Below are 14,933 nucleotides of genomic sequence, written 5' to 3'. Positions count from 1 at the left end.
TAGCTTAAAATCACCTTAAATTTCCTTGTATTTGACATAGTACCAGTAAGAAAATGGTATTATTTTCAATATAAAATAATATACGAGGAGAGAAAAAATGAATCAGCGTGTAGAAGCTGTTGATGCAATTCGTGGTTTCGCTTTGTTTGGTATTTTACTTGTCAATATGACCTTAATTCAATTCGGATTCTTTTCCAGTGAAAAACCAACTTACATATTTGGAAAACTTGATGAAGGTGCTAATTGGTTTATTCAATTTTTCGGCACCCACAATTTCATGTCCCTATTCTCCTTTTTATTTGGTCTTAGCATTATTTTGTTGCAAAAAAGTATTATTGCGAAAGGAAAAAAATTCTTCCCCTCATACATAAGACGTATTATCATTCTTTTACTATTAGGCTACATTCACGGCACTTTTGTTTGGGAGGGAGATATTTTATTTGCCTACGGGGTTATCGGGATTTTCTTAATGTTGTTCATCAATCGAAAACCGAAAACATTGCTCATTTGGGCATCTATTTTACTAGCACTCATTATGCTCGCATCTTACCAATCGGAATCAACATCGAACCCCTATGATGATCTCGCACCTTATACCGAAAAGGAACATAAGGTCCATGAGACTGGAAGCTATATGGATCATGTCAACTTTAGATTGACTGAAAATCCTTTTGAGTATATGGGGATTAACGGTGTATTCGGATTAGTTTTCATATCAGTTTTCGCAATAATTTTTATGTCTCCACTTTTCTTACTCGGAATGTATGTGGGGAAAAAGGGCTGGCTATTTGAGGTCAATCAACATATACCTGCTGTCAAAAAAATCTGGCTTATCACTGGGATTTTCTCTTTTACAATTAAAATCTTAGCTATATTCGTGAAACATCCGATTTTAATTATGTTACAAGATAGTCTTACACCAGTAACCATGACCTTCTTTTACGGAAGCACGATTATTTTATTATTCCATTACAAAAAGGTAGCGCATTTACTAACATACATGGCGAACATGGGAAAAATGTCGGTTAGTAATTACTTAGCGCAATCTATTATCACAACAACTATTTTTTACGCATATGGATTTGGCTTATACGGTAAAATTGGCTATTTCTTCGGTACTCTTTTAACCATTGGAATTTATACGATTCAATTATTCGTTAGTACCTATTGGCTACAGAAATACCGAATGGGGCCTGTGGAATATGTGTGGAGACTGGGAACTTATTTAGAGAGACCACGGTTTAAAAAAGACTTGGATAAAGCAAGTTAAACAAAAAAAGCAATGAGCCCGCGCTCATTGCTTTTTTATTTCTTCCCGAATTTTAATAACCTTAGGCAAATCCTTCTTATAAAGACTTGAAACCTTTTCAACAAATTCATTATTAGTAAAAGTCCCGTCACCTTCCTCTACTATGCTCAAATAACCATGAATAAATTTCAAAAACGCTCTAGCATCTTCTCCCGTTAAGTTATCAATGTTCTCTATAACCTCATCAAACTCTATTAAACTATCCCTTTCTTTCAACCTAATTCCCCCTCGCTGCGCTATTATATTTATCATACCAAAATAAAAAAGTCGTTTATCCCCTGAAGCGAGAGATAAACGACTTCTTTGTTATTTATTAAAGCATAACCCCAACGATAACCGCTGATAATATACTTACTAACGTTGCACCATATACAAGTTTTAATCCGAATGAAGATACAACGTTTGATTGTTTGCCATCGATACTCTTCGTTGCACCTGCGATAATTCCGATAGATGAGAAGTTCGCAAATGATACAAGGAAGATTGATAAAATACCTACTGTACGAGCTGATAACTCACCAGCTACTTTTCCTAGATCAAGCATCGCAACAAATTCGTTCGTTACTAATTTCGTTGCCATAATTTGGCCTGCTGTTAGCATTTCTGATGTTGGAATGCCCATTACGAATGCTAATGGTGAGAAGATGTATCCTAAAATACTTTGGAATGTGATTCCGAAAATAGAATCGAACACACCGTTAATTGCTGTAATTAATGCCACGAAACCGATTAACATCGCCGCTACTGTTACAGCGATAGAGAAACCTAGCATAATATATTCGCCTAACATTTCAAAGAATGTTTGTTTCTTATCTTCTTGTAATTCTAAAATGTCATCTTCTTCGCTCACATCATATGGATTAATAATATGAATGATAATGAATCCACTAAATAAGTTTAGTACAAGTGCTGTTACTACATATTTTGGATCAATCATTTTCATATAAGAACCGACGATTGACATCGATACTGTCGACATTGAAGATGCACATAGTGTATATAAACGATTTCTTGGTAATTTGCTTAATTGATCTTTTACTGTAATAAATACTTCACCTTGGCCGACAATTGCCGCCGCTACTGCATTATATGATTCAAGTTTTCCTAAACCGTTAATTTTGCTTAATACGAAACCGACTGCACGAATGATAATCGGTAAAACTTTAATATGTTGTAAGATCCCAATTAATACTGCTAAGAAAATGATTGGTAATAATACTGTTAAGAAGAATGGTGCTTGTCCATCGTTTGCTAGACCACCAAATACGAAATTAACCCCTGCTTCAGCAAATTTTAAAATAGCGCCAAATCCATCTGCAATCCCTTTTACTAATACAAATCCGACCTTTGTATTTAGTAAGAAATACGCAAGTACCAATTGAATTACAAGCATAACTGCAATTGGTTTATATTTAATTTTCTTACGATCTGAACTTATAAGAAACCCTAGTACAAATACTACAAGTAAACCGACTAGAAACATTACTAACTTCATATGTGAATCCTCCACTTCCATGAGTTATCAGTCGTATAACGAATGACGTCTGACTATTGGTGTTAAAAAAATATGAACCCCTAAAATATTTTGAACTGTCTTCTAAAATCAGTAAGCGTTTACATAAATTGCAATTTATAACAGGTAGTCTCTTCTTCTCTACCGTATTTAACGTCTGAAATGGATACCACCTACAAATCAAATTGTAAGCGTTATCTAATCGAAATGCAATATAAATTTTAAAAGATTTTTATATGTTAATATATTCCTAATTGATTGGTTTTTTTATGTAAATTCACCATGAAAAATAGCCCTAGCTATGAGCTAGGACCATCCTTTTTATAACATAACACCAACGATAATCGCGGATAAAAGACTTACTAATGTCGCACCGTATACAAGTCGTAATCCGAATGATGAAACAACGTTTGATTGGTTTTCATCGATCCCTTTCGTTGCACCTGCGATAATTCCGATAGATGAGAAGTTCGCGAATGATACAAGGAATACAGAAAGAATACCGACTGTACGAGCTGATAAATCACTAGCTACTTTTCCTAGATCAAGCATCGCAACAAATTCGTTCGATACTAATTTCGTTGCCATAATTTGTCCCGCCGTTACCATTTCTGATTGCGGGATTCCCATTACGAATGCTAATGGTGAGAAAATATATCCTAAAATAGCTTGGAATGTAATACCGAACACTGAATCAAACAAGCTATTGATCGCTGTAATTAATGCTACGAAACCAAGTAACATTGCTGCTACCGTAATCGCAATCGTGAAACCGAGCATAATATATTCGCTTAACATTTCAAAAAATGACTGTTTTTTCTTATTTTCTAACTTCAGTGTATCTTCTTCTTCCGTAATATCGTACGGATTAATAATATGAATAATAATGAAACCACTAAATAAATTTAATACAAGTGCTGTTACTACATATTTTGGCTCAATCATTTTCATATAAGAACCGACGATCGACATCGATACTGTCGACATTGAAGATGCACATAGTGTATATAACCGATGTTTTGGGATTTTACTTAATTGATCTTTTACTGTAATAAATACTTCTGCTTGCCCAACAATTGCAGCCGCTACTGCATTATATGATTCTAATTTTCCTAAACCATTTACTTTACTTAGCATAGTACCAATAGCACGAATAAATATCGGTAAAATTTTAAAGTGTTGCAGAATTCCGATTAATACTGCAAAGAATACGATTGGTAATAAAGCTGTTAAGAAGAATGAAACCTCTCCTTTATTAACAAGACCACCAAATACGAAAACGATTCCAGATTCAGCATATCCAAGAAGTGCTCCAAATCCATCTGAAATTCCTTTTACTAAAATATAACCAACTGGCGTATTTAATAAGAAATACGTTAAAGCTAGTTGAATAACAAGCATAATCGCGATTGGTTTATACTTAATCTTCTTACGATCAGAACTTATAAGAAAGCCGAGTACGAATACAACTAGTAATCCTACAAGAAACATAACAAACTTCATTAATAAAATCCTCCATTTAACTCTTCATTAACGTTGAACGTCTGACTACTCAAAACAAGAAATAATCCGAACTTTCCATTTCTCTCCGAAACCTTCAATCGGATATGAAAAATCATAAAATCTCTTGTCTCAAAGCCATTTTCCATTCTAACACAAATTATAACTCACATCCGCACTTTTCTTTAAAAAAATACATTTTATTATAAAACACTCATTAATGTTCGTATTTTCCCTCTTCCCTTAGTTTATCACCATAAAAAAACGAGCATCAAATTTCTCTGATGCTCGTTCCTTTTTTATTATACAGCTTTTTCTTTATCTGCTACTGCTGGCTTGTCCCAGCACTCTGTGTTCGTTAAACCAGGGATAGAATCTGCACTGAAGACTGGATCTTTTCCTTGTTTCTTTTGTTTCACATAGTCCGCTAATGCTGCATACGCAAATCTTCCAAGAAGTGTAATCGCAATTAAGTTTGTGATTACCATTAGACCCATAAATAAATCTGCCATATTCCATACAACTTGAAGCGTCGCAACAGAACCGAATAATACCATTCCCACTACCGCAATACGGTAAATCGTTAACCAAGTTTTACTTTGTTTAATAAATTCAATATTCGTTTCACCATAATAATAGTTTCCTAGTAATGAACTGAAAGCAAATAAGAAAATGATAATCGCTAAGAAGCCACTTGCCCACGAACCGATTTGTGAACTTAACGCCACTTGCGTTAATTCAATACCTTCTAAATTTGTTGCCTTATATGCACCAGAACATAGTACGATAAACGCTGTTGATGTACATACTAAGAATGTATCTACTAATACTCCAATTGTTTGAATAAATCCTTGTTTAGCTGGATGTGTTACATCCGCTGTTGCAGCCGCATTTGGCGCACTACCCATACCTGCTTCGTTCGCAAACAATCCGCGCTGAATACCAAACTTCATTGCAGCACCAATACCGCCACCTACAGCTGAATCTAAACCGAATGCACCTTTAAAGATTTCTGTAAACATATCCGGTATTAAATAATAATTTTTAATAACAACGAAAATAGCTACTGCAATATAAATAAGTGCCATTGGCGGAACGATCAGCTCAGACATACGCGCGATACTTTTCACACCACCAAAAATAATAACCGCAACTAATACTGCTAATACGATTCCAACAACATAACGCTCAATACCAAATGCATTTTCAAATGCTAATGTCACTGTATTTGCTTGTACTGAGTTAAAAATTAAACCGTAACTAATTGTAATAAGGATAGAGAACCAAATTCCCATCCAACGTTTATTTAAACCTTTTTCCATATAATAAGCAGGACCTCCACGGAAGCCACTACCATCTTTTATTTTATAAATTTGCGCAAGCGTACTTTCTACGAAACTTGAAGACGCCCCAATAATCGCAATAACCCACATCCAAAATACAGCTCCTGGTCCTCCCATAGAAATAGCTAGCGCTACACCAGCTAAGTTCCCGATTCCAATACGAGCTGCTGAACTCATACAAAATGCTTGGAATGACGATACACTGCCCTTTTTACGTGTCTTTCCAGTTAAACCATCACCCATTAATCGAACCATTTCCCCTAAATGAGTAATTTGTACGAATTTCAATTTAATAGAAAAATAAAGCCCTAAACCGATTAACATTGCGATAAGAATATATGACCAAAGAATCGTATTCGTTGATGAAACGAATTGTTCTAAAATATTCATACTGTCAGTCCCCTCCCTTTTTCTTCATAAATTGAATTATATTTAAAAAATATTCAAAAATCAACATTTTTCGACAGGTTATTACTTCCATATGTTAGATTTTGTAACATAACGGTGTTATTTGTTATTATTTATGACTTTATATTTATAAAATGCACATACTAAAACAATAAATAATCCCATTGACAAAAACATCAACCTGTAACTATAATGATTACATCAAGTTGTAACAATCGTAATTACACTAAATTCATTCATTTTTAGATATACACTTTAATAAAGAAACTTGGAGGGAATCATTATGAAAATTGGAATTATCGGAGCAAGCGGAAAAGCTGGAAGTCGTATTTTAAAAGAAGCATTAGATCGCGGTCACGAAGTAACTGCAATCGTAAGAAGCGCTGCAAAAATTACAGAAGAAAATGTAAAGGTTCTAGAGAAAGATGTATTCGCTCTTACATCTAACGACCTAGGAGCATTCGATTTAGTTGTAAATGCATTCGGCGCTCCAGCGGGACAAGAACATCTTCACGTAGATGCAGGAAACGTACTTATCGAAGCAATGAAAGGTGCACCTAATACAAAATTACTTGTAGTTGGTGGTGCTGGTAGCTTATTTGTAGACGAAGAAAAAACGACTCGTGTATTTGATACACCAGGTTTCCCAAATGAATACCTTGCAACAGCTCAAAACCAAGGTAAAAACTTAGAAATCCTGCAACAAACAAACGATATTACTTGGACATTCATCAGCCCTTCTGCACTATTCGCATTAGGAAAACGCACTGGCTCTTATACAGCAGGTAAAGACAACCTTCTTGTTAACTTAAAAGGTGATAGCTACGTAAGTTACGAAGACTTCGCGGTAGCAGCACTTGATGAAATCGAAAATCCAAAACATGTAAACGAACGCTTCACAGTTGTTTCAGAAGCTGAGTAATAGAAAAAAGCTCGTAAACATAATGTTTACGAGCTTTTTTATTTCCGTTAAGCTTTTACCGCTTGTATACCTTCTGTTTTTTCAAAACCTTGTTCTGTCATTTTAAAGAACACTTCCCTACCTGTATATAACGGTCCTGGATTTACTAAAACATTCTTTTTATATACTTTAAATCGATCATCCTCTCTTTGATACACTTTTACTACATCGCCATATTCGAAAGACATTCCATTAAATTGCTCTGCGAATGCTTTCGTATTTTCAGATCCTTTTACTGATGCTTCTTTCTTTTCGTTTCCATTTTTATCATACAATGTCATTCCCATATATTTTTCACTTCGAAATGCATAATGCGTTTCACCATCTGTAGATGTCACACTCAGTTTTTTCTCACCGTGGTCCAGTGTTGCAACCGTTTTAACATTACTCTCACCAGCACCATGAGTACCGAAGAACATAATGCTGTCTCCGTAAATTACTTCTACAGGAACTTCCGTCACTTTCTTATTCCCAAAACGATCTTTCGTTTCCACTTTTACTGTTTGCTCACCGATTTTTGATGTATTCGGCTTTTCTACAAAGCCAATTACTTCTCCATCTTTCACTTTTACGAAGTTTTTCGCATCTATTTCTTCAGCATCTGTTCCGATTACTACTTTTTGTGGTACTGCCGTTACTTCTTGCTGAGCCGTCATTCTTTCAAAGCCTTGTTCCGTAACTTTAAAGAATACTTCATGAACGCCATACTGTGTATCCATGAATTCATTCTTTTTATACACTTTAAATCTATCAAACTCCTTTTGATATACTTTTACTATATCGCCATATTCAAACGTCATTCCATTGAATTGCTCTGCGAATGCTTTCGTATTTTCAGACGCTTTTACAGATACTGCTTTCTTCTCTTTTCCATCTTTATCATATACAGTCATTCCCATATACTTCTCATCTGCAAATGAAGTATGCATTTTACCTTCTGAATCTGTTGTACTAAATTTCTTCTCTTCATGATTTAACGTTACAACCGATTTAATGTTCGTTCCTCCATAACTTGTACCAAAGAACATAATGCTATCTCCGTAAATCACTTCTAACGGTACTTCTGTCACTTTCTTATTTCCAAAAGCATCCTTCGTCTCTACTTTTACTTTTTGTTCACCGATTTTCGATGTATTTGGTTTTTCTACAAAACCAATCACTTCTCCATCTTTTACTTGAACAAATTCTTTCGGATTTAGTTTTTCTACATCTGTTCCGACTACTACCTTTCGCGGTACTGCCGTTACTTCTTGCAAGCCATCTATTAACTCATATCCTTGTTCTGTAATTTTAAAGAGCTTTTCCTTTTTATTTTTTGCTTCACCTTGATCTACAAGTTTATTATCATGATACCATGCTAAATATTGAGGCTGGATGTGATACACCTTAACAATGTCTCCATACTCAAACGACATCCCATCTAACTCTTTTACAAAATTCTTTAACCCTTCTTGCCCTTCCGCTGAAACACTCTTCTTTTCATTTCCGTTCGCATCATATACCGTGATACCCACATATTTTTGGTTTCGATAATTATGATTCAATATATTCCTTACTAGTGTCGCATCAAATTTCTTATCCTTATGATCTAAAGTTAACACAGAGTTTGTATTCCAATATGTTTTAAATGCCATACTATCACCATACAAAACGTTAACTGACACAGGAATTGCATTCATATTACCTCCCGCATCTACAATTTCTACATTTACAATTTGTTTTCCATTTTCTTGCTTAGGCCATGCTATTTTTCCTGTTACTTTTACATTTCCACCTAGATTCTTTACAAGCTCATTTGCCTTTTGCTCATCAAATTCTGTACCGATTAAAATATCTGGTACCGTATTCACTGGATCACCATAAGGAGCTTTATATGGTTCAACTTGCTTTTCACGAATTGGATTACTATCTCTCGATAACCATATTTCATTTTTCGGCTCAGGTAATTGTAGTTTACTTACCTTTTCTACCGTATCCGAGTCGGCATGTAATCCCCATTTTGCAAAGTAAGAAATTAGATCTTGCCCAGACACCTTTGAAGCCATATAAATGAACATTTGTTTTTTCTCTCTATCTGAAATAACTTCGTCAGTATCTAGCATAGGGTATTCTGTATCAGATAACGTTCTATACATTTGATGAAGCTTTGGATAGAATTGATCTCCATAAATCAAGTGTAGTTGCCAGAACATTACAATTGGATCAGCTTTATCAAATTCTTTTTGGTCATTTGATCGATTAAGGTATTCAAAAGCTTGTTCATAACGACCATCTACTTCCATACGTGAATCGTTTCCAAAAGCCATTTGAACAGCTAAGCTGTAAATATTTACAGTTACTTCCCCCATACCTTTCCATTCCCACGGTTGTTGCTGATGTAAATGTCCTACTTCATGCCAAGGTCCCCAGCCATCATTTTTAAACTTCTCTAAATCTAATACATATTTAATCGATTCTTTTGCATATCCCGTATAATAATTAGTCGCATACATGTAAGAACGAAGCGAATATTTAGCTTCAATAAACTGAACATAATGTTTTCCAGACTTCGCCATTCCAACTCCATCTTCTGATAATCCAGATAAAGCATTCTCAATACGAATTGCTTCATCATGCGCCTTCATTAAATCTGTCGGATCTGTTTTTCCCATGTAATTGTTTACTTTATCATAGCTTGCAGTAATTAAACTTCTCTCACCTTTTAATTCTACTGCATAAGGATTTTTATACTGTTTAAGCATTTCATCCCAATCTTTTTTCGTATGTTTCCCTAATATAAATAAAGGAAAATGACTACCACCACTTGTAACAGTTGCAGTAACCTCACCTGTATCATTTAAATTATAAAAGTATAAAATACCTCCATTAGGAGATGAAATTGTATTTTTACCCGGCTTCAAATCAAATTCTTTCGGATCTTCCTTATCATAACTACGTGTCCCTATAAACGCTTTAATAGATTGATTCCCTTGTATTTCAATGTTAAGTTCCTCATTTTCTTTCGTATAGATTCCCGTTGGCTCATTAGGTGAAAATGCATACTCATACTTTAAACGAGCACGCTCTTCCTCCACACTACCTTTACCCGGCAATTGGAATGTTCTTTGTTCGAAATTATTCTCTTTATTTTCTTCTAAACTCCCACCTTTATTCTCTTCCAAAGGTGCCGCATATCCTTTTGATGCTTCAAAAACTACTGGTGATAATAATGTAGATATACATATACCAGCTACTAATACCCTATTCCTTTTCCTCTTTGACATAATCTGTGTCCCCTATTCCTTATGTAGTAAAAACCATCCTAGATACATTCATTTACTGTAAAATCAATTTATTTTTATACAACCATTTACTATATACAACTCAACCTCGCGCCCCGATACCTCTTATCATCGTTCACTCTAAAATGTATTCACTTTCTTATATAATAAATTTTTTTAACTAAAGATACCCCTCACTTTTCTCTATTATTTTGTGATGAGTTCTCTTTTTTATGTCAAAATAATGATGGGAGGTACTTTTATCAAGTATTGTTGTCTATACATGAAAAATGTGTATAAATATCTCTTTTTTTACAACTCATTCATAGGCATCCATCTATGGACAGTTTTTCCATATCGAATTGTACACGATTTATTTTTCATTAGATAGCCTTTTCGATTAGATTAATATTACAATTTTATGAATTTAATCCAAAAATCGTAATGTTGAGATTTTAACATTTTAATAGTATTTCAAAATAAAAAACCGTCTTCAAAAGATACTACTCTTTTGTGACAGGCTCTTATTAGTTCAGTATACGTTTCATTATAAATCCTTTTCCATTTACCCATTCACCTTCAATTTCACCAGTTAAATGAAATCCAATTGATTCATATAATTTTTGGGCAAGTTTATTCTCTGGATGTATGCTTAAATATATAGCTTTTCGATCATACTCTTTTTGCAAATAATCTATTAGCAAACGTAATAATTGTTTTGCATAACCTTTACCTTGGTATTTACTATCAATCATGAATTGATTTAAATATACAGCCTGCCCTTTTTCTTCAAACCAACCGTACATCGCGTATCCGATTGGCGTGTCACCATCATAAAACCCTACTGAAGCAGCATCACCTTTATATTTTGTGTCAACATCGACTAAACAATCTAAAACTGTACTTTCAATAAACTTATACTGTTCTCCGGTTACTTTTAAATTAGCAATTTCATTTCGATTTTCATTCGTTATTTTACAAATATGAAGAGTCATAATTCCCTCTCTCTTTCTAATTTCTCATTTTCATTATAATTTATAATGATATAAAGAAGCCAAAACAGACTAATTCTAACCCTTAAAAAGATTTTTCGTACTTATAAAAAAGAATACTATAGCAATTTTTCGCACCAAAAATTTAGGCCAAGAAAAAAGCACTGGCAAATGCCAATGCTTTTTCCACTATCTTTTAATTTGATTCGGTTTATGTGGTTCGTTTGGAGTATGCGGTTTATTATCATGACCATTTGCTTTTTTCCAACTTACCGCTAACTCAGGACTTGTTTTTTCTTCACTGCGCTCAAGTAACACAACTGCATTTTGAATAGTCGGTGTACCTTTATGTGCAATTCCTTGTAGTTTCGTTAAATTCCCTGATACTTTAAAGCTAAATCCACCCGATGGTGTTTGTTTCGGAATTAAGATGCGGAATTTTTCTCCCACATTAAATTCTGTTTTTCCCTCGCCTTTTTCATTGACGAACTTCGCGCCTTCTGGTGCGCCTGTTGCTTGCACTTTATACGTTCCACTTTTCGCATTTGTTTGCACTGTGTATAAACCTGTTTCAAAAAACTCATTTTTTAATACTGCCTCTTGTTCTTCTGATGGAACTACACTCATCGTAATTTCTTGTAGTTCCTCACTAGCGCTTGCTTTTGCAACTATATCTTTCGTTACTTTTTCTACATTTTTATTGCGGAAATCTAAATCGTTAATATCAATTTGTTTTAACGCATTCCACACCGCAAGCTGCGTTGCATAATGTGCCTCTCTCCAATCGGAAACACCTAATTCTTGTGGGCTCTTCTGCGGATACCCGTTTAATAGTACACGGTATACGTTAATATCTACTTTGCCCATTTCAGGTAAATCTTGACCACTCGGAGATTTCAAATCTACATTTAAGCAAAAAGCAATTTTTCCATCTGCTGTTTTAATAAGCTCTGTTCGAATTGGTTTTTTCTTTGACTTACTATAACTCCAATCCATTTGATACTTCGTGTGATCCATAACTTCTGCGGATGCCTTTTGAAGTGGGAATAATAAGTTCGCAAATACAAATAAAACACTCAAAAAAGCGGCCATTAGCTTGAACGATCGTTTTATATTCATGTCTACAACCCCTTATATAATAACAAATTTACTACTATGTATTATTTAGTTAGAAACGTTTTTTATGCATAAACAAAATAAAAAAAAGTGCAAACTTGTTTGCACTCTTTGAACTTACCTGTATTAGAAATCAAAGTTATCAGGATCTGGACCAACGCGGTGGTTCTGATTTAAAGCATCAATCTTTTCCATGTCTTCTTTTGTTAATTCGAAGTCGAATATATTAGCATTCGCAATAATACGCTGTTCTTTCGTTGATTTTGGAATCGTTACAACTTCATTTTGAAGATCCCAACGTAAAATGATTTGCGCTGTTGTTTTACCGTACTTATCAGCAACTTCTTGTAAAGTTTCATTATCTAATAATTGCCCTTGCATAAGTGGTGACCATGCTTCCATTTGGATATTTTGTTCTTTACAGAAAGCTTGTAGTTCTTTCTGCGTTAAACGCGGGTGATACTCTACTTGGTTAATCATCGGCTTAATTTCCGCACCTTCCAGTACGTCTTTCAGATGATGGATTTGGAAGTTACTTACGCCAATTGCACGCACGCGTTCTTCTTTATAAATTGTTTCTAACGCTCTCCACGAATCTTTATATTTCCCTTCAACAGGCCAATGAACAAGATATAAATCTAAATAATCTAGTTCTAATTTTTTTAAGCTATCTTCATATGCAGCAATTGTCGTTTCATATCCTTGATCTGCGTTCCACACTTTTGAAGTAATGAATAAATCTTCTCGAGAAATTCCTGCTTCTTTTATACCAGCGCGAATGCCTTCTCCAACTGCTTTTTCATTTCCATAAATCGCAGCTGTATCGATGCTACGGTATCCTTCTTTAATGGCTACTTTCACAGCCTCTACAAGTTCCGGTCCATCTTCTACTTTAAATACACCTAAACCGAACCAAGGCATTTCTACACCGTTATGCAATACTGTTTTACTTTGTAAATTTTTCATTATATTTTTCTCTCCCTTATTTCACTTGATCTCTTTTTTCTAATCTCATACTCCAAGCCGTTAAAATAACAGCGCCTACTACCATAATGCCACCTACCCAGGCTGTATGAATTAAGCCTAACGAGTTCGTTACAATACCGCCTAAATAAGCACCGAGGGCAATTCCTGCGTTAAACGCTGCAATGTTCATTGCTGATGCGATATCAACGGCACTCGGTACGAAACGCTCAGCCAATATAACGACATACACTTGTAGTCCTGGAACATTCATAAATGCGAATAGCCCCATAAAAATAATTGTGATAAGCCCCGCTACTTGAAATGGTGCTGTAAATGTTAGTACGAATAATACAATTGCTTGAATAAAGAACATGTAAAATAGTGCTCGAATTGGATTATGATTCGATAATTTTCCGCCAACCATATTTCCAATCGCAATTGCAATCCCGTACACTAACAAAATGATTGTAACGGTACTCGATTTAAATCCTGTTACTTCTTGTAATAGCGGAGATAAATACGTAAATGTTACGAATGTTCCCCCGTATCCTAACGCAGTAATGATGAAAACAAGTAATAGTCTTCCATTCGTGATAAGTTTGAATTGATCACGAAATGATACTCGTGTACCCTTTTTTAAGTTAGACGGAATTAGCATGCTGTTTGCGACTAAGGCAACAATCCCAATGACCACAATCACCATAAACGATGCTCTCCAGCCAAATTGTTGACCAATAAACGTTCCAATTGGTACACCTGTAATCGTCGCAACGGTCAAACCCGTAAACATAAAAGCAATCGCGCTAGCACGTTTATTCTCTGGTACAAGTGCAGCCGCAATTGTGGATCCGATCGACATAAAAACGCCATGTGCAAATGCAGAAACAACCCTCGCGATAAGTAACACAGTAAAACTCGTTGCTACCGCTGCAATTCCATTACCGATAATAAAGACAATCATAATCCACATTAATAACGTCTTTCGCGACATACTAGCAGTTAGCGAAGTTAAAACAGGAGCACCGAATGCTACTCCTAACGCATATAAAGAAACGGTTAAGCCCGCTGTTGTAACAGAAACATGTAAATCCTCCGAAATAGATGGTAATAAACCGACGCTAATAAACTCGGTTGTACCAATTCCAAACGCACTAATTGCTAGCGCTAATAAAGCAAACATACTTCTTCGATTCGTCTGAACAGCCGAAGATGATACTGCATATGAATTCAATTGAACTCCTCCTTAATACGAGAAATCCAATCATAATAGTGTGATAAAAAGGCCTTTTTATCTTCTACAAAAATAACTTTATTGCTTACAAATGCTATTATGAATGGCTTCACTCTTTTTTTGAAGAACGCACTTTAAAGTACGATAGGTACCCAAAAGTAACATAGGCACTTTTTAGTACCGTACTACTCATTTCCCTCTTACATATGCTATTATGGAACATATTCAACACGATAAAAAGTACGTACTTTAAAGTGCTATAGGCACTAAAAAGTAACATTTAACTTATTTAGCTTCTTTTGTTGAAGAACTGAAATTTACATTCATCAAAGGA

General features: G+C 34.8%; 11 protein-coding genes. 2 read left to right on the top strand and 9 right to left on the bottom strand.

The genetic code is table 11. The features are described from left to right. The first annotated feature begins 97 nt into the window (after positions 1-97). A complete protein-coding gene (locus ACE38F_RS03640) occupies positions 98-1,270 on the top strand; it encodes a DUF418 domain-containing protein (RefSeq protein WP_341308056.1) in 1,173 nt (390 codons plus the stop codon). Between the two features lie 24 nt (positions 1,271-1,294). Here the strand turns inward: ACE38F_RS03640 and ACE38F_RS03635 are convergent, their stop codons facing one another. The 4 genes from ACE38F_RS03635 to ACE38F_RS03620 form a co-directional block, all read right to left on the bottom strand. After that, a complete protein-coding gene (locus tag ACE38F_RS03635; RefSeq protein ID WP_375370178.1) occupies positions 1,295-1,525 on the bottom strand; it encodes a hypothetical protein in 231 nt (76 codons plus the stop codon). Between the two features lie 97 nt (positions 1,526-1,622). Continuing rightward, positions 1,623-2,804 carry a NupC/NupG family nucleoside CNT transporter gene (locus ACE38F_RS03630; RefSeq protein WP_201034478.1) on the bottom strand — a complete coding sequence of 394 codons (1,182 nt, stop codon included), beginning with the start codon at positions 2,802-2,804 and terminating at the stop codon, positions 1,623-1,625. A gap of 339 nt (positions 2,805-3,143) precedes the next feature. Continuing rightward, on the bottom strand, positions 3,144-4,325 hold the full coding sequence (locus tag ACE38F_RS03625; RefSeq protein WP_201034479.1) for a NupC/NupG family nucleoside CNT transporter: 1,182 nt from the start codon (positions 4,323-4,325) through the stop codon (positions 3,144-3,146). A 299-nt stretch (positions 4,326-4,624) separates the two neighbouring features. Next, positions 4,625-6,055, bottom strand: a complete 1,431-nt coding sequence (locus ACE38F_RS03620) for an alanine/glycine:cation symporter family protein (RefSeq protein WP_002112761.1) — start codon at positions 6,053-6,055, stop codon at positions 4,625-4,627. A gap of 301 nt (positions 6,056-6,356) precedes the next feature. Here ACE38F_RS03620 and ACE38F_RS03615 point away from each other — a divergent pair, with 301 nt between their 5' ends. Next, positions 6,357-6,995, top strand: a complete 639-nt coding sequence (locus ACE38F_RS03615) for an NAD(P)-dependent oxidoreductase (RefSeq protein WP_375370179.1) — start codon at positions 6,357-6,359, stop codon at positions 6,993-6,995. Positions 6,996-7,042: 47 nt separating this feature from the next. Here the strand turns inward: ACE38F_RS03615 and ACE38F_RS03610 are convergent, their stop codons facing one another. The 5 genes from ACE38F_RS03610 to ACE38F_RS03590 form a co-directional block, all read right to left on the bottom strand. Next, on the bottom strand, positions 7,043-10,297 hold the full coding sequence (locus ACE38F_RS03610; protein WP_375370180.1) for a M60 family metallopeptidase: 3,255 nt from the start codon (positions 10,295-10,297) through the stop codon (positions 7,043-7,045). 524 nt (positions 10,298-10,821) lie between these two features. Further along, positions 10,822-11,289: a GNAT family N-acetyltransferase gene (locus ACE38F_RS03605; protein ID WP_375370181.1), complete on the bottom strand. Its 468-nt coding sequence runs from the start codon at positions 11,287-11,289 to the stop codon at positions 10,822-10,824. A 186-nt stretch (positions 11,290-11,475) separates the two neighbouring features. Continuing rightward, entirely contained in the window at positions 11,476-12,405 is a 930-nt protein-coding gene (locus ACE38F_RS03600) for a thioester domain-containing protein (RefSeq protein WP_375370182.1), read from the bottom strand. Positions 12,406-12,528: 123 nt separating this feature from the next. Further along, positions 12,529-13,368: an aldo/keto reductase gene (locus ACE38F_RS03595; protein ID WP_375370183.1), complete on the bottom strand. Its 840-nt coding sequence runs from the start codon at positions 13,366-13,368 to the stop codon at positions 12,529-12,531. A gap of 16 nt (positions 13,369-13,384) precedes the next feature. Next, positions 13,385-14,548, bottom strand: a complete 1,164-nt coding sequence (locus ACE38F_RS03590; RefSeq protein WP_375370252.1) for an MFS transporter — start codon at positions 14,546-14,548, stop codon at positions 13,385-13,387. Positions 14,549-14,933: the final 385 nt, after the last annotated feature.

It is taken from the genome of Bacillus altaicus (assembly GCF_042136375.2).
Classification (GTDB): Bacteria; Bacillota; Bacilli; order Bacillales; family Bacillaceae_G; genus Bacillus_A; species Bacillus_A cereus_U.
Note: the sequence above shows the minus strand (reverse complement) of the source record. Positions and strands in the feature narration are given on the sequence as shown.

What these genes read in the sequence shown, in the direction of transcription:
- ACE38F_RS03620 (WP_002112761.1), bottom strand. Translation starts at nt 6,055, where the DNA reads ATGAATATTTTAGAACAATTCGTTTCATCAACGAATACGATTCTTTGG.
- ACE38F_RS03595 (WP_375370183.1), bottom strand. Translation starts at nt 13,368, where the DNA reads ATGAAAAATTTACAAAGTAAAACAGTATTGCATAACGGTGTAGAAATG.
- ACE38F_RS03630 (WP_201034478.1), bottom strand. Translation starts at nt 2,804, where the DNA reads ATGAAGTTAGTAATGTTTCTAGTCGGTTTACTTGTAGTATTTGTACTA.
- ACE38F_RS03625 (WP_201034479.1), bottom strand. Translation starts at nt 4,325, where the DNA reads ATGAAGTTTGTTATGTTTCTTGTAGGATTACTAGTTGTATTCGTACTC.
- ACE38F_RS03600 (WP_375370182.1), bottom strand. Translation starts at nt 12,405, where the DNA reads ATGAATATAAAACGATCGTTCAAGCTAATGGCCGCTTTTTTGAGTGTT.
- ACE38F_RS03640 (WP_341308056.1), top strand. Translation starts at nt 98, where the DNA reads ATGAATCAGCGTGTAGAAGCTGTTGATGCAATTCGTGGTTTCGCTTTG.
- ACE38F_RS03610 (WP_375370180.1), bottom strand. Translation starts at nt 10,297, where the DNA reads ATGTCAAAGAGGAAAAGGAATAGGGTATTAGTAGCTGGTATATGTATA.
- ACE38F_RS03605 (WP_375370181.1), bottom strand. Translation starts at nt 11,289, where the DNA reads ATGACTCTTCATATTTGTAAAATAACGAATGAAAATCGAAATGAAATT.
- ACE38F_RS03615 (WP_375370179.1), top strand. Translation starts at nt 6,357, where the DNA reads ATGAAAATTGGAATTATCGGAGCAAGCGGAAAAGCTGGAAGTCGTATT.
- ACE38F_RS03590 (WP_375370252.1), bottom strand. Translation starts at nt 14,548, where the DNA reads ATGTTTGCTTTATTAGCGCTAGCAATTAGTGCGTTTGGAATTGGTACA.